The 23939-nt window shown below is 38.4% G+C and carries 15 protein-coding genes and 2 pseudogenes; 15 read left to right on the top strand and 2 right to left on the bottom strand.

Annotation, left to right across the window (positions count from 1 at the left end; translation table 11 throughout):
- The first annotated feature begins 24 nt into the window (after nt 1-24).
- The 4 genes and pseudogenes from LV716_RS18160 to LV716_RS18145 all read left to right on the top strand — a co-directional run bounded on the left by LV716_RS18160 (nt 25) and on the right by LV716_RS18145 (nt 7519).
- Nucleotides 25-4458: a translocation/assembly module TamB domain-containing protein gene (locus LV716_RS18160; protein ID WP_233759282.1), complete on the top strand. Its 4434-nt coding sequence runs from the start codon at nt 25-27 to the stop codon at nt 4456-4458.
- A 131-nt stretch (nt 4459-4589) separates the two neighbouring features.
- Nucleotides 4590-5575 (top strand): annotated as a pseudogene (gene pfkA, locus LV716_RS18155) (6-phosphofructokinase).
- A 20-nt stretch (nt 5576-5595) separates the two neighbouring features.
- Nucleotides 5596-6597 carry a type I glyceraldehyde-3-phosphate dehydrogenase gene (gene gap, locus LV716_RS18150; RefSeq protein WP_163419191.1) on the top strand — a complete coding sequence of 334 codons (1002 nt, stop codon included), beginning with the start codon at nt 5596-5598 and terminating at the stop codon, nt 6595-6597.
- 70 nt (nt 6598-6667) lie between these two features.
- Nucleotides 6668-7519 (top strand): N-acetylglucosamine kinase, encoded by an 852-nt coding sequence (locus LV716_RS18145; protein ID WP_163419190.1) that lies wholly within the window; start codon nt 6668-6670, stop codon nt 7517-7519.
- On the opposite strand, the gene LV716_RS18140 is transcribed toward LV716_RS18145, so the two are convergent.
- Together LV716_RS18140 and LV716_RS18135 are read right to left on the bottom strand one after the other, a co-directional pair.
- On the bottom strand, nt 7512-7892 hold the full coding sequence (locus LV716_RS18140) for a RidA family protein (protein WP_163419189.1): 381 nt from the start codon (nt 7890-7892) through the stop codon (nt 7512-7514). The genes LV716_RS18145 and LV716_RS18140 overlap by 8 nt on opposite strands.
- Nucleotides 7893-7934: 42 nt before the next feature.
- On the bottom strand, nt 7935-10580 hold the full coding sequence (locus LV716_RS18135; RefSeq protein ID WP_233759180.1) for a putative LPS assembly protein LptD: 2646 nt from the start codon (nt 10578-10580) through the stop codon (nt 7935-7937).
- 181 nt (nt 10581-10761) lie between these two features.
- On the opposite strand from LV716_RS18135, the gene LV716_RS18130 reads away from it, so the two are divergent.
- The 11 genes and pseudogenes from LV716_RS18130 to LV716_RS18080 all read left to right on the top strand — a co-directional run bounded on the left by LV716_RS18130 (nt 10762) and on the right by LV716_RS18080 (nt 23934).
- Nucleotides 10762-11982: an N-acetylmuramoyl-L-alanine amidase gene (locus tag LV716_RS18130; RefSeq protein ID WP_163419187.1), complete on the top strand. Its 1221-nt coding sequence runs from the start codon at nt 10762-10764 to the stop codon at nt 11980-11982.
- Between the two features lie 67 nt (nt 11983-12049).
- The gene (locus LV716_RS18125; protein WP_163419186.1) at nt 12050-13015 is read left to right on the top strand and encodes an MlaD family protein; all 966 of its coding nucleotides are present in this window, start codon (nt 12050-12052) and stop codon (nt 13013-13015) included.
- Between the two features lie 3 nt (nt 13016-13018).
- The gene (locus LV716_RS18120) at nt 13019-14344 is read left to right on the top strand and encodes a (Fe-S)-binding protein (protein ID WP_163419185.1); all 1326 of its coding nucleotides are present in this window, start codon (nt 13019-13021) and stop codon (nt 14342-14344) included.
- Between the two features lie 11 nt (nt 14345-14355).
- Nucleotides 14356-15146 (top strand): annotated as a pseudogene (locus tag LV716_RS18115) ((Fe-S)-binding protein).
- 15 nt (nt 15147-15161) lie between these two features.
- Nucleotides 15162-16016, top strand: coding sequence for a LamG domain-containing protein (locus LV716_RS18110; protein ID WP_163419183.1), 855 nt, complete (start codon nt 15162-15164; stop codon nt 16014-16016).
- Nucleotides 16017-16042: 26 nt separating this feature from the next.
- A complete protein-coding gene (locus LV716_RS18105; protein WP_163419182.1) occupies nt 16043-16528 on the top strand; it encodes an ABC transporter ATPase in 486 nt (161 codons plus the stop codon).
- Between the two features lie 92 nt (nt 16529-16620).
- Nucleotides 16621-19533, top strand: coding sequence for a glycoside hydrolase family 3 N-terminal domain-containing protein (locus LV716_RS18100; protein ID WP_163419181.1), 2913 nt, complete (start codon nt 16621-16623; stop codon nt 19531-19533).
- Nucleotides 19534-19560: 27 nt separating this feature from the next.
- Nucleotides 19561-20703: an N-acetyl-alpha-D-glucosaminyl L-malate synthase BshA gene (bshA, locus tag LV716_RS18095; RefSeq protein WP_163419180.1), complete on the top strand. Its 1143-nt coding sequence runs from the start codon at nt 19561-19563 to the stop codon at nt 20701-20703.
- Between the two features lie 11 nt (nt 20704-20714).
- Entirely contained in the window at nt 20715-21176 is a 462-nt protein-coding gene (locus LV716_RS18090) for a hypothetical protein (RefSeq protein ID WP_163419179.1), read from the top strand.
- 118 nt (nt 21177-21294) lie between these two features.
- Nucleotides 21295-22473: an OmpA family protein gene (locus LV716_RS18085; RefSeq protein WP_163419178.1), complete on the top strand. Its 1179-nt coding sequence runs from the start codon at nt 21295-21297 to the stop codon at nt 22471-22473.
- A gap of 117 nt (nt 22474-22590) precedes the next feature.
- The gene (locus LV716_RS18080) at nt 22591-23934 is read left to right on the top strand and encodes an MBOAT family protein (protein ID WP_370637450.1); all 1344 of its coding nucleotides are present in this window, start codon (nt 22591-22593) and stop codon (nt 23932-23934) included.
- The last annotated feature ends 5 nt before the right edge of the window (nt 23935-23939 follow it).

Genomic DNA, 23939 nt, shown 5'->3' with positions numbered 1-23939 from the left:
ATACTATTACGTTTCATATTGGCGATCTTGCTCATCTTGGTTTTGGGCTCGTTAATACTATCAATCCCCGCAGTACAGACCCGATTGGCGAACTATGCCACAACATCTTTAAATGAAGAATTTGGCACCAATATATCCATTGAACGTGTAAGTCTGTCCCTCTTTAATCTAAACGCAGGGCTGAAAGGAATTTATGTTGAGGATTACAAAAAGGATACACTTTTTTACATTCAAAAACTATCCACCTCCATTTTAAACTTGAAAAATATGGCGGATGGTACTTTGGAGTTTGGGGATATTGAAGCGGATGGTCTGTTTTTTAACATGAAGACCTACGAAGGGGAAAGGGATACCAATCTAGATGTTTTTGTAGCCAAACTTGACGATGGTAAACCAAGGGCACCGGGAACACCACCTTTTTTTATGTCTTCGGATGAAATACAGATTTCGGAAGGAAAGTTTAAGCTCAGTGATGAAAATTTGGAACTTGAAGAGATACTTGATTTTTCAGATTTGGAAATATTGGCAGAGGATTTTCAAATTTTAGGGCCAGAAGTAACGCTTAGTGTTGACGACCTATCCATGGAAACGAAGCGTGGTATACGTTTGGAAAAAATGTCTACCGATTTTAAGTATACCAAACAACAAATGCGTTTTGATTCGTTACGGATCAAAACGAAAGAATCAAACATTAAGGGCGATTTGGTTTTTAATTACGATAGGGAAGATTTTGCCGATTTTTTGAATAAAGTAAATGTTGTTGCCGATTTTAACGAGTCTACAGTTGCCTTGAACGAAATCAATGCTTTCTATAATGAATTTGGTACAGATAAGGAAGTCTCGTTTTCTACGAACGTAAGCGGTGTGCTCAATCAGCTGCAATTGAAGGAGCTGTTTGTCCAGTCAGAAAATACAGGGATTCGCGGAGACTTTCAGTTTAACAACATGTTCAGCCAACAAGCACCGTTTGTAATGCGGGCGGATATTGAGAACATTACCTCAAGCTACTATCAATTACGTTCAATATTGCCCAATATTTTGGGGAAGAACATTCCTTCAACCATACAAAAACTGGGGCAATTTACCATTCGCGGAGATGCCGAAGTGACCGAAACTTCGTTTGATGTACAAATCAACTTAAATACAGCCATTGGTAGCAGTTATACCGACCTGCAAATGACCAACATCCAAACCATAGATGATGCTTCCTACAGGGGATTCATTTCTTTGATTGATTTCAACTTGGGCAGCTTTGCAGAAAACGAACAACTGGGCTTGGCAACTTTGGATGTAAATGTAGAGGGAAAAGGATTTATTGCGGAATATCTTAATACAGAGGTGATAGGTGAAGTATATAAACTTGAATTCAATGATTATGAATATAACGACCTAAAGGTATCAGGAATTCTAAAGGAAAAATTGTTCGACGGTTCATTGGTGAGCAAGGACGAAAATTTTCAATTTGATTTTAAGGGGCTTGCCGATTTTGGGGAGAATTCCAATAATTTTAATTTCATAGCCTCCGTAGACCATGCCAATCTAAAACGGTTAAACTTTATCAATGACAGTGTTTCCGTTTTTAAAGGCGACCTGAACATGGCCATTGAAGGCAATACACTCGATAACATTATTGGACAGATCCGTTTTTCCAATACCACGTACCAAAATAAGAACGACACCTATTTTTTTGAGGATTTCTCCATTACCTCTTCATTTGATCAAGACACCATACGAACCATAGAAATCAATTCCCCAGATATCATAACGGGGTATGTAGAGGGAAAATTCAAGGTGGAAGAGATTGGTAAGTTAATGCAAAACTCCCTGGGGAGCATTTATACCAATTATAAACCCTTTGAAATTTCGGATGGACAAAAATTAAACTTCAATTTTAAGATATACAATAAAATAGTGGATGTATTCTTTCCTGAAGTTGCTTTTGATGCCAACACTTTTATCAGGGGAAATATAGTCTCGGATGAAGGTGACTTTAAGCTCACCTTTAGATCACCAAGCATTGAAGCTTTTGGCAATAATTTTGAAAATGTTGAATTGAAAATCGATAACAAAAATCCATTGTTCAACACTTTCGTGTCTGTTGAAGACATGTCTACGGTCTATTATGACGTGAAGGATTTTAGCCTGATCAATACAAAACTTAAGGATACGCTTTTTTTTAGAACGGAATTCAAGGGTGGAAGTGAATTTGACGATAGTTATAACCTGAACTTTTACCACACGTTCAACCAGAACAACAAGTCCGTAATAGGTTTAAAAAAATCGGATGTTAATTTTAAGGGGAACACTTGGGTACTCAATAAGGACGGCAACAGCAAGAACAAGGTCATTGTCAACAGAACCTTGGACAGTATTACGATCGAAGACCTTGTAATGGACAATAACAATAGTGAACAGATAAGGCTTAGGGGAGAGTTGGCAGATTCTACCTATAAAGACTTGGACCTTCAGTTTAAGATTGTCTCGTTAAGTAAGATAACCCCAGATATAGATAGTCTTAAGTTAGGCGGTGCCGTAGATGGTTTTCTGAATATCTTACAAAAGGATGGCAAATATTTACCAACATCAAGTCTCAATATTCGGGATTTTAGTATCAATGATATAAGGCAGGGTGATTTGGAAATAGGCATCTTTGGAAACAATGACCTTACCCAGTTTGGCGTAAGCAGTTGGTTGAACGACAATGGAAAGGAAAAACTGAGCATCAACGGAAATATTAGCAATATCAATAAGAATCAAAAATTGGACCTATCCGCCAATTTTACCGATTTCAATATAGAACCGTTTAGCCCTTTGGGTGAGGGTGTTATATCAAATATAAGGGGAAGTGTAAATGGTAGTGCCAGGATTACGGGAGATGTGTCGAACCCCTCGATAAATGGAGCATTAAGTTTGAATGATGCGGGAATAGGTATACCTTATCTTAATGTAGACTATGACTTTGCACCCTATTCCAGGGTTCGTCTTTTTGATCAGACGTTTTATTTTGAAAATATAGGGTTGTCAGATGTCGTTGAAGGAACTACCGCAACTTTGGATGGTACAATCAATCATACTGCCTTTGAGGATTGGTCCTTGGATTTGGATGTAGACACCAACAACGGCCGTTTTATGATTCTAAATACCGAGTTTGACGAAGAATCCCTTTACTATGGAACGGGTTTCATTAATGGAACAGGAAGTATTTATGGTCCAACAAGCGGATTGACGATTGCCGTAGATGCCAGTACGGGAAAAGGAACATCATTAAAAATACCTTTGAGCGATGTTACCAGTGTTGGGGATTATTCCTTTATCAATTTTATAGAAAAAAGTGGCTCGGAATCGTTTAGGGAAGAACGTACTTTAAAGGATTACCAAGGTCTGGAAATGGCTTTTGACCTAGCTGTTACACCAGATGCAGAAGTCGAGATAGTAGTAGATAGAAGTTCGGGTAGCTCTCTAAAGGGAACTGGGGAAGGAATTATTTTAATAGAAATAAACACCAATGGTAAGTTCAATATGTATGGGGAATTTGTCGCGGTGACCGGAGAATATAATTTTAGATATGGAGGTGTAATTGATAAAAAGTTTCTGGTACGACCAGGAGGTACCATTCTCTGGGAACGTGACCCTTTGGCGGCACAACTAAATCTTGAAGCGGTTTATCAACTTAATGCCAATCCCGCTCCTTTGCTTGAAAATGCTGGATATACAGGTAGAATCCCTACCGAAGTGGTCGTTCGATTGGACGGTGAATTGGAAAACCCCAATATCAATTTTGACATTGATTTTCCGGGAACAAATTCTGTAGTGCAATCTGAGCTGGAATATCGACTCCAAGATCCCACAGTAAAAGAACGAAATGCCTTTTTTCTATTGGCCCAAGGCACTTTTGTAAACGAACAGACAGGGGTCAACCAACAAGCGGTTACTGGTAATTTGATACAAACAGCTTCTGGACTTCTTAATCAAATTCTTTCCGGTGACAACGATAAGTTCGATCTGGGTGTCTCATACGAACAAGGTTTGCAAGACCCCAATGCTGATATTCAAACAGAAAACAGAATTGGCGTAACTGTTTCGACAAAAATATCTGATCGGGTATTGGTAAACGGCAGGGTTGGGGTTCCGGTTGGTGGTGTTTCAGAAACCGTAGTGGCCGGTGATGTGGAAGTTCAGGTTTTGTTGAACGAAGAAGGGACCCTTAGCGCAAAAATCTTTAATAGGGAGAATCAGATACAACAGTTTTTGGCAGAGCGCCAGGGGTATACCCAAGGTGTTGGTCTTTCATATCAAGTAGATTTTAATAGCTTTAAGGAATTGCTGCAAAAGGTTTTTAAGAAGAAGGAAAACAACATCAGGCCACAGGAACCGATACGGTCTAGGGAAATTATGGGAAAAGATAGCCTGATTCGTTTTAGCTCCAAGGTCAACACTTCAAAAAAAATACCTGATTAAGACTATTTTTCTTGATTTTTTTCAACAAAAATCCAACGAAAACGTTTGAGAAATTCACTGAAAACAAATTAGTTAATATGTCATACTTTTATTAAATAAAGTTTCCTAGCTTTGATTTTTTAAAATTTTGAATGGCTTCAGAAATCAAGAAAATTGCAGTTTTTACATCAGGTGGAGATTCCCCTGGAATGAATGCGGGAATTCGCTCCGTAGTTAGGACATGTGCTTATTTGGACATAGAATGTGTTGGAATTTACCGAGGATATGAAGGGATGATAGAAGGGGATTTTAAAATCTTGGATGCCCGTAGTGTCAATAACATTATCAATAAGGGGGAACTATCCTAAAATCCGCAAGATGTCACGAGTTTAGAACCAAAGAGGGTAGAAAAAAGGCATACGACCAATTGAAAAAAGAAGGCATAGATGCTTTTGTAGTTATTGGTGGAAATGGAAGTTTTGCTGGTGCATTGGCATTTAACGAAGAGTATGATTTTCCTGTAATGGGAATGCCGGGTACCATAGACAACGATATATTGGGCTCTACATATACCATAGGCTTTGATACCGCAATAAATACCGTGGTGGAGGCTATAGATAAGATAAGGGATACGGCAAGTTCCCATAATAGATTGTTCTTTGTTGAGGTAATGGGAAGAGATGTAGGCCATATAGCCTTGAACTCAGGCGTTGGAGCGGGAGCAGAGGAAATACTTATCCCAGAACAGAATCTTGGTCTGGAACGTTTGTTGGACTCCCTTAAGCGCAGTAAAAAATCAGGGAAATCCTCCAGTATTGTTATTGTTGCCGAAGGAGACAAAATCGGTAAGAATGTTTTTGAACTAAAAGAATATGTAGAGGAGCATTTACCTATTTACGATGTTCGGGTTTCCGTTTTGGGGCATATGCAGCGTGGAGGTAATCCAACTTGTTTTGATAGGGTGCTTGCCAGTAGAATGGGCGTAAAGGCTGTAGAAAGTCTATTGGAAGGCAAGTCAAATTATATGGTTGGTATTCGCGATAACAAACTTATTCTTACTCCCATAAGCGAAGCTATTAAGGCACATACAGAAATTGATGCAGAACTCGTGAGGGTTTCAGATATAATGACAACATAATCATAATTAAATACATAAAAATGTCAAATTTAAAAATAGGAATTAACGGATTCGGTAGAATTGGAAGATTGGTCTTTAGGGAAACCGTAAAAAGAGATAATGTAGATGTCGTAGCAATAAACGATTTGTTGGATGTTGAACACCTCGCGTACTTATTGGAATACGATTCGGTTCACGGAAGATTTGATGGAACAGTTGAGATAAAGGACGGACACTTGGTAGTGAATGGAAAAACTGTAAGAATTACCGCAGAGCGCGATCCAAAAAGTCTAAAATGGGATGAAGTAGGAGCTGATATCGTAGCGGAATGTACAGGAATCTTCACCACCTTGGAAACAGCGCAGTACCACATTGACGGAGGAGCAAAAAAAGTTGTGATTTCTGCACCATCCAAAGATGCTCCAATGTTTGTGATGGGGGTTAACCATGATGATGTAAAAGCTTCGGATACAATCGTATCCAATGCATCTTGTACTACAAACTGTCTTGCACCAATTGCTAAAGTATTGAACGACAAGTTTGGCATTGAAGAAGGATTAATGACAACAGTTCATGCTACTACAGCAACGCAAATGACAGTTGATGGACCTTCCAGAAAAGATTACAGAGGCGGAAGAAGTGCCTTATTGAATATCATTCCAGCATCTACAGGAGCTGCAAAAGCGGTGACAAAGGTAATTCCAGAGCTTTTGGGCAAGCTTACCGGGATGGCCTTCCGTGTACCAACAGCGGATGTTTCTGTTGTGGATTTAACAGTGCGACTAGAAAAAGAAACTTCGTACGAAGAAATCAAAAAAGCATTTAAAGATGCTTCTGAAGGAGCTATGAAAGGTATTCTTGGATATACTGACGAACCTGTAGTATCACAAGATTTTATAGGAGATGCCAGAACCAGTATCTTTGATGCTGGAGCTGGTATGGAACTGAACTCAAGGTTTTTTAAAGTGGTTTCATGGTACGATAATGAAGCCGGCTACTCCAACAAGTTGATTGACTTGGCAGTGCACGTAGCAAACCTTTAATTTATCTTTTTTGCATACGAATCCTGAAAGAGGTTTTTCCTTTTTCAGGATTCAATATAAATACCAACCTATGATATTGATTGTGGATAGTGGGGCGACCAAATCTGATTGGATTGCCTTAAACGAAAAAGGGGAGCAACTGTTTCTTACCCAAACCTTGGGTCTTAGCCCAGAAGTATTGACACGGGAAGTGATTGAAGATCGTTTAGCGAACAATTTTGACATTTCCAAAAATAAAGACATTGTTAGCCAATTGTACTTCTATGGAGCTGGATGCGGTACAGATAGGATGAAGAATTTTTTAAAAGAAATTTTCAAGGACTTCTTTCCAAACGCCAAAGCGGAAGTTAGGGAGGATACCTATGCAGCTATCTATTCGACCACAAAAATAGGGGACCAAGGTATTGTATGTATTTTGGGTACAGGCTCCAATTGCAGCTATTACGATGGACATCAACTGTTCCAAAAGGTTACTTCTTTAGGATATATTTTGATGGATGATGGCAGCGGAAATTTCTTCGGAAGAAAATTGTTACGGGACTATTACTTCCATAAAATGCCACAAGATTTGGGAATTCGTTTTGCCAAACAATATAATCTTGATGCAGATGTCATAAAGGAGAACTTGTATAAGCAACCCAATCCGAATACGTACTTGGCAACTTTTGCACGTTTTATCATAGAAAATAAAGAACATGCATATTGTCGTGGTGTAATTGACAAAGCTTTACAGCAATTTGTAAATAACTATATCATGCAATTTGAGCTTGCGACCAAAGTGCCCATAAATTTTGTGGGCAGTATTGCTCACTTCTTAAAGGATGAGTTAACAACCGTATTGGAAAGAAATGATTTAATCCTAGGTGTAATACGCCAAAGACCGATTGAAGGACTTGTCGAGTTTCACAAAGAAACTATTTAACAGCGATCATCGAAATCTCGACATTCACAAACGCAGGGAGATTTGCAACTTCTACGGTTTCTCTAGCTGGTGCAGTTTCAGCATCAAAATAGGAACCATACACTTCATTAATTTCTGAAAACTGGTGCATGTCCTTTATAAAAATTGAAGTCTTTATGACATTTTCAAAAGTCATATCGGCCTCAGAAAGGATTGCTTTCAGGTTTTCCATGGACTGTTTGGTCTCTTTTTTAATATCACCTTCAACCAATGACCCGGTGGAAGGGTCTATCGGAATTTGCCCAGAAATGTAAAGGGTATCTTTTATAATAACAGCTTGATTGTATGGACCAATGGGCGCAGGGGCATTTGGGGTATTTATTATTTTTTTCATCAAAATAGTAAAGTTATATTTAAAGCTTCAAGATATTGAAAATTACCTTCTGCTGGTAAAAGGCTGGCTTCTATTTTCCCATTTAAGATCGCTGAGTATAGAACTTTTTATCCCAATAAAGAAATACCATCGTTCGAACTGTCCAAAAGGAGTCCAGTCAAAACTAAGCCTAAAACTATCCAAGTCCCTGTTAAAAGTAAATCTTGTATCGGTAAAACCCTTGTTTTTTATATCATAACCAGAGTTGAAACCGACCTCCCATTTTGGAGAAAGTTGAACATTTCCAGAAAACATGAGTGAGTGGTTGGTAATTTCTTTTTGCCGATTACTGTTATTATAGGTGGCAACATAAGTAAAACGTATGTCCCAGGGAATTTTGGTATTGTACAACGGATTATCCACTTCGTCGGTTTCCGGATTTCTGTTGTCAAAAAAGGTTTGGCCATTTTGAACGCCATCAATTGCAAAAGGGTTCTCACCATAACCAGGCTCTTGGTCTTCAGGGCCATCTTCTTCTTTTTTGCCTCCACCCTTTTTTAGCATTTCACTATTTAACGTGAAGCCTGTATTGACCCTGGCCGAGGTCAGTCTAAAGAGACCACCTCCATTGTTGACATTTAAGGTGTTTATTCTTCTTCCATTATTGTCGATGGCATAGGGATCTAAGGTAGCCGAAAAGTTGATAGGAACGCTCTTAATAATTTCGGTTGCCCCAGTCATACTAAGAGGGCTCAGTTTTAAAGAATCGGCTTCAAAATTATAGCTGGTAGATAAATTAAGATTGCTCAATATGCTCACTTTTTTGGGTTCTATGGCTGTAGAATCCTTGTCCCTTACTTTAGCCTCGAGTGTGTTTTGTATAGAAAAAGACATGGAATTGCCCCTTGTCAAAGACGGTCTACCATAAATACTGGTTTCAAAAGGGGTGTATTGGACTTCCTCTCCATCTTCGTCTAAATAGGTTTCGTAAAACTGTTCAAATGAGGGAGCATAGCTATAGCTTATCGATGGTCGCATTACATGTCGGATAGCCTGTATTTTTTTATCCTCACCACGATTGAAAGTACCATAAATGGTTGTTCCTATACTTGCCCCAAAGTTGTATTGGTTGAATCGGTCAAATCCTGAAATAGTGTCAGTTACCACCTCTTCTGAGCTGCGGTCAAATCTACGGTTTATGGTCTCAAGTGTCCATATATCTTGGTAGCTTCCATTCAGGGTAACACTCATGTATTTTGCAACCTTGAAATTGGTGGCTATCGGTATTCTATGCCTTGCCCCAATACGTGCGTCATCGAACATGGCACCCGTAAAGAAGTTTTCTTCTGGAGTGGTAATGCTATTTTGTGCGTTTACATCATACTGAAAGTTTATGTTGTCAATGATTCCTTTTTTAACCCCATCTCGTTCTGCAAAAGGAAAAATACGTTCCATACTACCTTGGAAGGTTGGGAGCTGCATGGTTACGGTCTCACTTCTCGTATTTAACCCGTGTGTCAGCGTTAAACTGGTATTGACAGAGGGGTATTCGGGAAACGTTTTTGAATAACTTATGGAGGAATTGAGATTATTGGTCTGAACTTGAGAACGGTTATTTTGATTGAGCGAATTTGTGAAAAACTGACTGCTTGCAAGATTAACCGATGCTGAGAAACGAGAGTTTGGGCTAGCTTTTGGATCTTGCGTATGCCTTACTTGGATATTGTATATGGTGGACCTGCTAAAATCATCAAAACCTTTTTGACTTTGAATGATGTTCTCAAAACTGAAATTAACATTGCCCCTAAATCTGTATCGTTTTGCGTAGATGGACTGCGTTCTAAATCCATAGCTTCCATTGGTATAAAAGTCTCCACTCAAGCTTAAATCCACATAATCGCTTATAGGAAGATAATATCCCCCGTTCTGAAGAAAATATCCCCGCTGTGGATCATTACCAAAAGTTGGGAAGATTAGTCCCGCCGTTCGTCCTGTAGTCAATGGGAAATAAGCAAATGGCAATGCGATTGGTGTTGGTACATCTACTATATAAAGATTACTGAAACCAGCAATGATTTTCTTTTTCGGTACAAATTTGGCCTTTCGTATTCTGATGTAATAATCTGGGTCGACCGTATCCTTGGAAGTAGTCAATTTACCCTCACTTAAAAAGTAAACGGAATCGTTCTCTTTTTTGGTTATTTCAGCATATACCTTCATGGCATCGCTCCCCAACTGGCCCAGACCTGCTTGCTGTTCCGTTCTAGAGTTCCAGATAAGCGCTTTTTGCGTATCAAAATTAAAACGAATGGAATCTGGCCTCACTTCGTTTGTTCCCTGTTTAAAATAGGGTAATTGGGAATATGTTCCTGTAGAATCCCTTATTCGTCCGGCATATACCTCGTTTTTAATATAATCCATTACAATAATCCCAGCCTTTAGTTCTGTATCTTGATAATAGATTTCAGCTTCGTCGTACAAATAGATTTTATTATCCTTCTGACTCAATTTTACATAATCCTTTGCCTTGTATTTGATTTTATCCAGAAGCAACGGCTGTTTTTGTTGGGTACTATCTAGTTGTGTAGAATCACTGACAATTGAGTCATTTAGTATGTTAGGTGGCAATAATGGAGCTACAATACTATCCTGTATTGCTTTTATGGGAAGTGGTACAATGGGATCTTCTTGTGCCGACAGATTTGCCATACTACATAGGAGTGCAAATAGGAAAACTAGAAGATGTTTATTTGATTGCAACGTGATAAATCCTATTTTTGTTCTAGTTTGGCTCAGTTTTTGGGCTCAAACTTACATATATTTTTTGTTCTGTTGATTGGGGATTACAATATTTTTAACCATTGCAGAACGCTATAATTACGCAGTTCTTATGAATAAAAGTCAGTTAGCTTTCTTTACTTTTCTATTTGTCTCGCTTTCATTGACTTCATTTAACAAAAATGATACCGAAGTACAAACAAAGGATAAATTCGTCGTTGTTTTGGATGCCGGACATGGTGGTCATGATCCAGGTAATTTGGGAAACGGTTATCTCGAAAAGAATATTGCTTTAGCGATTGTTTTGAAAACAGGAGAAGAATTAAAGAAAAATTCAGATGTAAAAGTCATTTACACAAGAGATGATGATTCCTTTGTCGATCTTTTTGTAAGGGGCAAAATTGCAAATGATGCAAATGCCGACCTCTTTGTGTCCGTGCACTGTGATTCACATTCTTCAGATGCTCATGGTGCAGGAACCTTTGTTTTGGGGCTTCATGCCAATAGGCAAAACTTTGAAGTTGCTAAAAAGGAAAACTCCGTAATCTATTTAGAGGATAACTATGAACAACGTTATGCCGAGTATGACATTAATTCGCCAGAATCCGTTATTGGGTTGACTATAATGCAAGAAGAGTTTCTAGACAATAGTATTTTATTGGGGAAAGTATTGCAGGATAACTTTACAAAACAATTAAAAAGAAAAGATAGAAAAGTAAAACAAGCAGGGTTTATTGTGCTTCACCAGACCTTTATGCCAAGCGTATTGGTAGAAACAGGATTTTTGACCAATGTAAATGAAGGTAAGTATTTAAATTCTGAAAAGGGACAAAGGGAAATGGGAAAGGCCATTGCACAAGCAATTTTGACCTACAAAAAGAATGTTGATACTGGACTTGATATAGCTAGTGAAGTTGACGTTGTTGAGGATATCCCAGAGGTTGTCAATGCTTCCACGGAAACCAAAAAACCAGCAGACGAAAAGGCTAATGCCCAAAAAGTCACCCCTACCACTAATCCAGAAGAGAAGAAAACGGAAATTGTGGATACCTCCTCAAATTCCGAACCGTCCAATACAGCAGGCGTGATCTTTAAAGTGCAACTAATGGCCAGTGCTAAGAACATCCCACTCACGGGAGCCAATTTTAATGAGTTGGATATGTTGTCCAAAGAACCCTTTAACAACTTGTATCGTTACATGTACGGTAATGCAAGTACATACAATGACGCAAAACGTTTAAAGGCAAAGGCAGATGCCAAGGGGTATACTACCTCCTATATTGTTGCTTACAAAGATGGTGTAAGGGTTTCATTATCAGAGGCCATCAAATAGGAATGGCCAACTGTGGTTACCTTCACGAAAATATTCCTAATTTTGTTTAAATCGTAAACTGATTCTTTTGAAACTAACCAGGGAAATTAAAACTGGGATTATAGTGATCGCAGGAATACTCGCAGTGATTTTTGGATTAAGTTATCTGAAATCCTCATCATTTTTTGAAGATACCAAGATTCTCTATGCAGTTTACGACAACGTTGGTGGACTGCAGCCGGGCACTCAAGTATCCATAAATGGTTTTGCCGTAGGAAATGTAACCGATATCCGTTTTAAGGATAATTCGGGGAAACTACTGGTCACCCTATCTATCAATAATGATTTTACATTTTCTGCAAATAGCAAAGCAGAGTTATATGATACCGGTATCATCGGTGGAAAAGGAATTCAGATAAAACCGGTCTTTGATGGTGCTTCAATGATAAAGTCTGGAGATACACTTATAACTGAGACCAAACCGGGTCTTACTGAATTGGTACAACAAAAGCTGACACCTTTGCAGATGAAGGTCGAGGGAGCGGTTTCGCACGCAGATTCACTTCTGCTCAAATTCAATTATATATTGGATGAGAAAACTAGATTTGAATTAAAACAAAGTATAGCTGGACTTAATGAACTTGTTTCTAGTTTTAAAGGAAGCGCGGACAAGTTAAATACACTGTTGGACAATAATACAGAGCAGTTGGACAATTCATTAAAAAATGTGGATAACATTACAACTAATTTCTCCAAGCTTTCAGATTCTCTGGCAAACGCAGGTTTGGCGGAAACAGTAGCCAATTTTCAAACAACGGTAGAAAAATTGAACAGCGTGCTTGGAAAAATTGAAAAAGGCGAAGGGTCCTTGGGCAAACTTACCCAAGACGAAAAATTATACGATAACCTGAACGCAGCCTCAAGAGAATTAGACCTTTTGCTGCAGGATTTTAGATTAAATCCAAAAAGATATGTCAATGTTTCTGTTTTTGGAAAGAAGCAAAAAGAGTATGAGCTTCCCGAAGATGACCCCGCCGCACAAACTCAAAACTAAACTATGGAGTACTTACCCAATATACTTTTTGCACTCGCCCTTATCGCAGGGGTAGGTTTTTTTTCTAGGAATGTGAAGAAACTCTCCAGAAACATTAAATTAGGTAAAGCTATTGAGGTAAACGATAATAAATCACAACGCTGGACCAATATGGCGAAAATTGCTTTAGGTCAGACTAAAATGGTGGTTCGCCCAATATCAGGACTCATGCATATCATCGTGTATGTTGGGTTTATCATTATAAATATTGAAGTCTTAGAGATTGTCATAGACGGAATACTTGGAACTCACCGTGTTTTTGCTCCATTGGGAGCACTGTATAATTTCTTGATAGGCTCTTTTGAAGTTTTGGCCTTCTTGGTTATCGTAGCAGTTGTAGTTTTTTGGATTAGAAGAAACATTATCAAATTAAAAAGGTTCCTAAAACCAGAAATGGAAGGCTGGCCTAAAAAAGACGGGAACCTTATTCTATATATTGAATTGGTACTCATGTTTCTATTTTTGACCATGAACGCTGCCGATTTTCAATTACAGCAAATGAATGCTGAGTATTATACCAAGGCTGGTGCTTTTCCAATTAGTCAGTTTATCGCACCACTTTTTGATGGCATGTCAATTTCAAGTTTGGTTTTAGTAGAGCGTACTGCTTGGTGGCTTCATATTTTGGGGATATTGGCCTTTTTGAATTACCTGTATTATTCCAAACACCTTCATATTTTATTGGCATTTCCAAACACCTATTATGGGAAGTTGAAGCCTAAAGGCGAGATTGATAATGTAGAAGCAGTGACAAATGAGGTAAAATTGATGATGGATCCTACGGCTGACCCTTTTGCCGCTCCAGCTGAAGATACTGCAGACCCTGAAAAATTTGGGGCTTCAGATGTGATGGATTTGAACTGGGTACAGTTGCTCAATGCATATACATGTACCGAGTGTGGTAGATGTACTTCGGAATGTCCTGCAAACCAGACTGGCAAAAAGCTTTCTCCAAGAAAGATAATGATGGATACCCGTGACAGGCTAGAGGAAGTTGGGAAAAACATCGATGCCAATAAAGGCGAGTTTGTTTCTGATGGAAAACAGCTATTGAATGACTATATCACCCAAGAAGAATTGTGGGCATGTACCACATGTAATGCATGTGTAGAAGCATGTCCCGTAAGTATAGATCCATTGTCCATTATAGTTGAAATGAGGAGGTTTTTAGTGATGGAGCAGTCTGCAGCACCATCTGACCTTAACAATATGATGGGGAACTTGGAAAACAATGGTGCTCCATGGCCTTTTAACCAAATGGACCGACTAAACTGGACGCAAGAATCTTAAAGAGAAATTAAATGGCAAATGAAATGAACGTACCCACTATGGCTTCACTTTTTGCTGAAGGAAAACAGCCCGAAGTACTATTTTGGGTTGGTTGTGCGGGAAGTTTTGATGATAGGGCAAAGAAAATTACGAAGGCTTTTGTGAAAATATTGAATAAGGCCAATGTGAGCTTTGCAGTATTGGGTACCGAAGAAAGTTGTACAGGTGACCCAGCTAAAAGGGCGGGCAACGAGTTTTTGTTTCAGATGCAAGCAGTTACCAATATTGAGGTAATGAACGCTTACGAAGTGAAAAAAGTGGTTACGGCCTGTCCACACTGCTTTAACACCATTAAAAATGAATACCCAGGGTTGGGGGGAATTACGAGGTTGTACATCACACCCAATTTCTGAAACAGTTGCTTGATGAAGGAAAAATTTCCTTGGAAGGAGGAACTTATAAAGGAAAACGGATCACATTTCATGACCCATGCTATTTAGGCAGGGCAAATGATGTATTTGAAGCTCCCCGTGAACTCATTCAAAAATTGGATGCGGAATTGGTCGAAATGAAAAACTGTCGAAAGCGTGGATTATGCTGCGGTGCCGGTGGAGCTCAAATGTTCAAGGAAGCGGAAGAGGGAGATAAAGAAGTAAACATAGAACGTACCGAACAAGCTTTAGAGACACAACCCGAAATAATAGCTGCTGCTTGCCCATTTTGTAATACCATGATGACGGATGGTGTCAAAAACAAAGAAAAAGAAGCCAGCATCAAAGTGATGGACGTGGCGGAACTTATAGCAAATGCAGAAGATTTATAATAGATATCCATCAAAATGAAACACTTTTTCAAATATACATTGCTACTTTCTTCTTTTATTTTGCTAGTTGCATTTATCGCAGAAGACAAATTAAAGGATGACCTTTTGTTCTATGCCTCCTTTGATGAAGGCACATCTGCAGATATTGCAGTAGGCGATAATGCTATTTATACTGCCGAACTTAGAAAGAATATGCAAGATGCAAAACCCGGTCTTTTAAATCCAGATGTAGTTTTTGACAAAGGAGCCGGTCTTTCTGGAGGTGCTTTGGATTTCAAGAAAAAGAGTAGAATGGTTACCTTTTTTAAAGCAGCTGAAAATATAGGATATTCCAAGGAGAATTGGAACGGCGCCGTTTCATTTTGGTTGCAACTAGATCCAGCTAAAGATTTGGAGCCTGGCTATTGTGATCCCATTCAAATAACCGATGTTAATTATAACGATGCGGCACTTTGGGTAGATTTTACCAAAGAGAATCCCAGGGATTTTCGCTTAGGGGTTTTGGGCGATATAGAGGTGTGGAACCCTAAGAAATTGGGTCCGGATGAAAATTCGGATTATTTGAGACGATTGGTTACCGTAAAACAACCTCCCTTTGAAAGAGGTGGGTGGACACATATTGTTATTAACTTTTCAGGATTGAATACTGAAAACGGTAGTTCGGAATTGTTCGTTAATGGAGAAAGTAAAGGAAAAGTACCACCAATAAACGATCCTTTTACATGGGATGAAGAAAAATCAAACATCATGTTGGGGCTTAACTATATAGGTTTGTTCGATGAACTTTCCGTATTTAGCAGACCTTTGAGTACTGATGAAGTGGGACGCATTTACAATGCAAAAGATGGTTTGAAATCATTATTGGATTAATTTAGAATATACAATTAAGACGCTTTATGTTAGTACCTTTTGATAAACTTCCTGACGACTCTAGGATTTGGATTTACCAAGCCAACAGAAGTTTTACGGATACCGAGCTAGAAGAAATTCAAGATAAAATGAAAGGTTTTATTACAGAATGGACTGCGCACGGTAGTCAATTGGAAGCGGGTTTTGAAATAAAGTATAAAAGATTTATAATTATCGCGTTGGACCAGTCGAATACTGGTGCGTCTGGTTGCTCTATTGATGCATCCGTTCATTTTATACAGGAGTTGGAACAAAAATATGGTGTAACACTTTTAGATAGGATGAATGTATCGTTCAAACAAGGTGAGTACGTTACGTACAAATCGTTAAAGGACTTTAAAAAAATGGCCAAGGAGAAAGCCATTTCGGGAAATACGATAGTGTTCAATAACTTGGTAACCACCAAATTCGAATATCAAGAGCATTGGGAAGTTCCTGCCAGTGAGAGTTGGCATTCAAGGTTTGTTTCGTAAAATATCCTTTAAATTATCTTAATTACCGTGCTTTCTTCGATGAAAAGCAATATTTTTAGCAGCAATAAGTTGATGTCTTAGACAAGATATTTATGCGCATAAATTTTTACTTCCCCCTTTTCTTTTTATTTCTTTTTAAAATACATGGTCAAAATGACCCGTTAATTGTTTCCGATTCCCTAGCACAATCCAGTTGGGTAGAGGTTCAATATAGAAATATGTCGCTGAACGAGCGTATAGGTCAACTTTTCATGGTAAATGTTGCCTCAAATCAAGATAAGGCTTCAACGGATAAGATATCGAAGCTCATTAAAGAACAGCACATAGGGGGAGTTATTTTTTCAAAAGGCGGCCCAAATCGCCAAGCGAAGCTCACCAATGCGTATCAGGCCAACTCCAAAATACCTTTATTGATCGGAATGGATGCCGAATGGGGCCTTGCCATGCGTCTTGATTCAACATATGCCTTTCCATGGAACATGACATTGGGTGCTATTCAGGATAGCAACATAGTTGAAAAAGTTGGTTTTCAAATTGGGAAACATGCCAAGCGGTTAGGTGTTCACATCAATTTTGCACCGGACATAGACGTCAACAACAATCCTAAAAATCCTATTATTGGTAACCGTTCTTTTGGTGAAGATCCTACAAATGTGACTCAGAAGGGAATCGCTTTTATGAAAGGAATGGAAAAAGCAGGTGTTTTATCCTGTGGAAAACACTTTCCCGGTCATGGCGATACGGCGACAGATTCCCACAAGGCTCTGCCGATTATTAACTCAACAAAAGAGCGATTGGATTCCATAGAACTGCATCCCTTCAAAAAATTGATAGAAAATGGGATAAGTACCGTAATGGTAGCACATTTGGATGTGCCAACCCTTGAAAGTAGGGAAGGACATCCATCTTCCCTTTCTAAAGATATAGTTTCAGGATTGCTAAAAGAAGAATTGTGCTTTAATGGGCTGGTCTTTACGGACGCATTGAACATGAAAGCTGTCTCTCAATTCGCAAATGAAGGAGAAGTTGAGCTCGAAGCTTTCTTGGCAGGAAATGACATGTTATTGATGCCTGAGAATGTCATGAAGGCCAAAGAAAAACTGATAGAAGCTTATAATGAGGGAGTTATTACCGAGGAGCGCCTCTCTGTATCGGTCAAGAAAATATTGATGGCCAAGTATAAAGCTGGACTATCTAATTACAAGCCTATAAAACTGGAAAATCTCTATGAAGATTTGAATGGCGTGGATAATGATGTTCTTTATGAAGAAGCGATTGAAAATGCAATTACCGTCGCAAAGAACAATTTTTCGTTACTCCCAATAAAAAAACTGGAAAACAAGAAGATTGCCTATGTAAAGTTTGGTGATGACTCTGGCGAAGTTTTTTTTGAAACGTTATCAAAATATGCCAAGGTGACTCAAATCAATGCCAAAGATGTTGCAGGGTACAAAAAGAAACTTGCCGATTACAATCTAGTAATTATAGGTTTTCATAAAAACAACCAAAGCCCTTGGAAAGGCTATAAATTCTCCAAAAATGAACTTTTTTGGTTACAAGAGATTTCTAGGCTACGGACCAGCAACACGATACTGACTTTATTTGCAAAGCCTTATGCGCTTTTAGACGTCCTAAATTTCAAAACTATTGATGGAGTAGTAGTAGCCTATCAAAATAGTGCAATAGCACAAGAAAAAACTGCGGAAGCAATCTTCGGTGCAATTGGTGCTAATGGGAAGTTGCCCGTTTCTGCCCATGAAGAATTTCCGGTTTATACAGGAACAAAGCTAAAATCGTTACAACGTTTGGGCTACAGTATTCCAGAACGGGTAGGCCTCAATTCCAGTAAATTGGCAGCAGTTGATAGTCTAGTCCAAATAGGACTTGATTCTTTGATGTTTCCGGGAGCACAAATATTGGTGGCAAAAAAAGGAAAGGTTATTTACAACAAAAGCTTTGGTAAACCAACCTATAAGGCAACAATGGGAATTCAGGAATCGCATATTTATGATTTGGCTTCCTTGACCAAAATTCTTTCAACATTACCTATGATCATGAAAATGGAGGAAGAAGGTAAAATTGCGCTGAACAATACGTTTGAAGAATTGATACCTGAATATGCTGATTCTGAATTAAAAGACGTTACAGTGCTAAAAGCATTATCTCATTACGGTCGACTTCCAGCCTGGATTGCTTTTTACATAAGCACTTTGAACAATGAAAGGAAACCTTCATCAGAATTTTATAGGACTAAACTAACGGATGGATTTTCCTATAAAGTAGCGGAAAATCTATATATAACCGATGCTTACAAAGATTCTATTTACAACAGGATAGGAAGACAGTCATTAAAATCCAATCGTTACCGCTATAGCGATGTAGCTTATTATGTATTTAAAAAATATATAGAAGAAACCTATGGTAAGCCAATAGACGAGCTGGTCAATGATTTTTTGTATACCCCAATGGGTTTACAGCGTACATCGTTCAATCCCCTAAGCAAATTTACAAAAGACGAGATAGTGCCTTCTGAAGAAGATACCTATTATCGTTACCAAACTGTGCAAGGATATGTGCACGATATGGGTGCGGCAATGCAAGGTGGTGTAGGTGGACATGCAGGTCTTTTCAGTAATGCCGATGATGTGGTCAAAATAATGCAGATGTATTTGCAAGGAGGCTACTATGGTGGGCATCGCTTTTTTGATGAACGGACGATTAAAAAATTTAATACCTGTTACTTTTGTCATAAAGATGTAAGAAGAGGAGTAGGTTTTGATAAGCCCCAGTTAAAGGAAAAAGGGCCAACCTGTGGATGTGTTTCTAGAAAAAGCTTTGGGCATAGCGGCTTTACCGGAACTTACACTTGGGCTGATCCTGAAGAAGAATTGGTCTATGTGTTTTTGTCCAATAGAACCTATCCATCTGCCACGAACAGGCTCTTGGTCAAATCTGGTTTACGGACCAGAATCCAGCAGGCTATTTATGATGCCATTATAGATTAGAACGTAAATTGCGTTAGCTTTGTGAATATGAAAATAGCAATAGTTTGTTATCCAACCTTTGGTGGTAGTGGTGTTGTAGCTACAGAATTGGGCATAGCTTTGGCGGAAAGAGGGCATGAAGTCCACTTCATTACCTATAAACAGCCAGTGCGTCTGGATCTCTTAAACAACAATATCCACTTTCACGAGGTCAATGTCCCGGAGTATCCACTTTTTAGATACCAACCCTATGAGTTGGCACTGTCAAGCAAATTGGTAGATACCATAAAGCTTTTTGGAATAGAGCTTTTGCATGTACATTATGCAATTCCCCATGCTTATGCAGGGTATATGGCCAAAAAGATGTTGTTGGAAGAGGGCATCTACATTCCTATGATCACAACACTGCACGGTACCGATATAACGTTGGTTGGGAAACATCCTTTCTATAAGCCGGCGGTTACGTTCAGTATCAATAAATCTGATGTGGTAACTTCCGTATCAGAAAATCTGAAGCAAAGCACTTTGAAGATTTTTGATATCCAAAAAGAAATAGAGGTCATTCCCAACTTTATTGATACAACAAAATACAGTACGGAATATACCGATTGTCAACGTTCTTTGATGGCCGATGATGATGAGCGGATAGTGACCCATATCAGTAACTTTAGAAAAGTAAAGCATATACCCGATGTGATTCATGTTTTTGACCGTATCCAAAAAGAGATACCAGCAAAACTAATCATGGTAGGCGAGGGCCCCGAGAAGGAGATGGCCGAGAAGCTCTGTGATGATTTGGGGATAAAAAATAAAGTTATATTCTTGGGCAATAGCAATGAAATCGATAGGATTCTTTGTTTTTCGGATTTGTTCTTATTACCATCAAAATCGGAAAGTTTTGGTTTAGCAGCTCTTGAAGCAATGATCAATAGGGTTCCAGTAATTTCGAGTAATACCGGCGGGATTCCAGAAGTAAACATACAAGGGGTTTCTGGATTTCTTGCAGATGTGGGCGACGTCACCGAAATGGGCGCAAAAGCACTGCACGTTTTAAAAGATGAGGATATATTAAATGAGTTTAAGGAAAATGCTTATGAGGTGGCTTCTAAGTTTGACATACTGAATATCCTGCCCTTGTACGAAGAGGTTTATGAGAAGGCCTATAAGTCTAGATTTAAGAATTCCTATTAAGATAGATTGCGATGAAAAGGTTTCTCTTATTGTTTATTCTCGTTTCACTGTTTTCTTGTAAAGCACAAAATACTGTTACGGCAGAATCATCTGAGCAAGATGCTGATATTGTTTTGATAGATCAGGACAATTATAGTGGTATCTTGGAATATGATGCAATGGTGATAAAGGATGCCAAATCTTTGAATAAATTTTATTCAAAGATCAATAAGACCAGAAAACCTGGACTTCCTGTACCAACTATAGATTTTACCCAATACATGGTGGTCATCATATGTATGGGGGAACAGAAAGGGAACGCAATACCGGTTTTATCGAAAACGGAAACACTGGGGAACGAAATGATAATCACCGTGAAAATGCCTGATTATCATAAAGATAAATCTTCATCTGAAATTATTACATACCCTTTTTACCTTTATAGAACACCTACTGTTATAAAACCAGTTTCTTTCGAAAAAGTAGGATTCTGAAGACTGTCAAGCCTCTGTTTTTGTCCACTCATCGATAATTGGAGCACTTGAAAGTATAAAGCATAGGGTTACGTACACTAGAGCTAATTTTGTTGGGATAATCCTCGAATCATACGTTATGCTTACTAAAAAGTCGGTCATTTTTTCGATTGTGTTTTTATCTGTGCTTACATTGATGGCGCAAGAACGACAACTTACCAAAAAAGATAGTATAGCGGAAAGTTTTTGGATGGCTACTTTGGGTACAAACTTTGTTGATGACTCTGGTGATGAATTTAGAGAGCTTTTTGATTTAAAAGATGGATGGAACACAGTTCCCCACCCATCAAGAGTAAGCGTAGGACGCTATTTTAAAAGTGGATTGGGGTTAGAAGCAATAGGAAGCTATAACAGATACAATGAAGGAAAAGTAGTTGATGATGTTATTGCTACGGAAGATGTAGATTATTTTGGATTGGATTTTAGGGTAAGCTATGATTTAAACAAGATATTGGGTGAAACAGGCTTTTTTGACCCATATATAGGAATTGGCGCAGGATATACAGATGCCAACAATCAGGGTAGGGGAACCTACAATGCTGTTGTGGGTTTTAGAACTTGGTTTTCAGACCATTGGGGATTGGATTTCAGTTCTACGGGTAAATGGACCATGAATATAGAAAATTCCACAAACCATGTACAACACGCGGTTGGTGTGGCATACCGTTTCAATGTTGAAAAAGGACTTTCGAGAAAAGGCGCAGAAAAGCTAGCTTACTTAAAGGAAATGGAAGAGGAGCAACAACGGGTCAAAGACTCTATTGATGCTAACAAACAAGCAGATGAGCGGGCCAGATTACTAGCTGAACAGTTAGAACAAGAGAAAGAAGCTGAAAGACTAGCAGCAGAAGAAAAAGCAAGAAAAGAAGCAAAAGATGCCGAACGTTCAAAAATCATGAACGAGATTGAACAATTGGGCAGTGTATATTTTAAATTGAATTCATCCTATTTGACCAAGAACGATAAAAATCTTTTGGATAAACTTGTTGATATTTTGAAAAATACCCCAACATTAGTAGTTCAAATAGGAGCACATACAGATTCTAGGGGAACAAATGAATACAATCAATGGTTATCAGAACGAAGGGCGAAACGTACAGTGGATTATATCATATCCAAAGGAATACCTGAAGAGCGAATAAAGTCTGGAGCTTTTGGGGAGTCTAAATTGGTGAACGAATGCGATGATACTACCCCTTGTTCAGAAGATAAGCATCGTCATAACAGAAGGTCTGAGATTGAAATAATCGATTTTTAACTCGTTTGGTGAGTAATGGCCTTTAATTCATTATCCTATTTTATATTTCTTCCAATAGTCTTTTTAACTTATTGGTTTGTCTTTAGTAAAAAGGTTAGAATACAGAACCTTTTGGTTTTGGGTGCAAGTTATTTTTTTTATGGCCTATGGGACTGGAGGTTTCTCTTTTTGATCTTAGCAAGTACCATAGTGGATTTTGTTATTGGAAAGGCCATTTACGAAAGTAAATCAAAAAAAAGGTTATGGCTTTTAGTTAGTGTCATTTTTAACATCACGCTATTAGGCTTTTTCAAGTACTACAATTTCTTTGCCGATTCATTTATGGACATGTTTCAGCTATTTGGTTATTCGATTAAGAGCAGTTGGACCTTGAATATTATCTTACCGGTAGGCATCAGTTTTTATACATTTCAAACAATGTCCTATTCTTTGGATATTTATTATGGACGTTTAAAACCCACTAGGGATTTTTTATCGTTTGCAACGTTTGTAGCATTTTTCCCTCAATTGGTTGCCGGGCCTATTGAGAGGGCCTCTAATCTATTGGGACAGATTATCAAAAAAAGGGAGTTCGACTATGGTCAATGCGTATCTGGTTTACAGCTTATTCTTTGGGGGCTTTTTAAAAAGATGGTAATTGCAGATGGTATTGCTCCAATAGTGGACGATATTTTCGCAAATTATCACTCTTATCCTGCATCAACCTTAGTTCTGGGTGTTACCTTATTTAGTTTTCAAGTGTACGGGGATTTTTCTGGCTATTCGGACATAGCTATTGGAACTGCAAAATTATTCGGTATCGAATTGATGTCTAATTTTAAGTTTCCAAATTTTTCTAGGAATGTTGCCGAATATTGGCAGCGCTGGCATATATCTTTATCAACATGGTTTAGGCATTACGTATATATTCCACTTGGTGGATCAAGGGTAGGTAAGTTACTTTCCGTGAGGAATATTTGTATAATTTTTCTCGTAAGCGGTTTTTGGCATGGTGCCAACTGGACCTTTATCTTTTGGGGTGCCTTCCATGCGTTGGCCTTTATTCCGGTTTTTCTGATGGGTAGAAATACCATATATAAAAATACGGTAGTGGCAGAGCGAACGATTCTACCTACTTTAAAAGAAATGGGTCAAATTTTATTAACCTTTTCTATCGTCACTTTTTCAAGAATCTTTTTTAGATCAGCATCGTTGACTGATGCATTTAATTATATCGAACGGATTTTTTCTAATTTTGAGTATGCACAATACAGCCATCCTTTAGGATATCGTATGGTAGATTACTTTATTCTTCTTGCGCTTTTTGTAATTTATGAATATTGTATTCGCAAGGATGAGCGTAATCCTTTCAAATTCAGGTCGAGGGGAGTCAGGTTTATGTTATATACACTAGTTGTCTTTGCAATTTTACTTTTTTACGATAGTGGTTTTGATCGTTCATTTATTTATTTTCAATTTTAGGTTAT

This window comes from Flagellimonas sp. HMM57 (assembly GCF_021390175.1).
Classification (GTDB): domain Bacteria; phylum Bacteroidota; class Bacteroidia; order Flavobacteriales; family Flavobacteriaceae; genus Flagellimonas.
The sequence above is the reverse complement of the archived record's forward strand: the minus strand, read 5'-3'. Positions and strand labels throughout refer to the sequence as shown.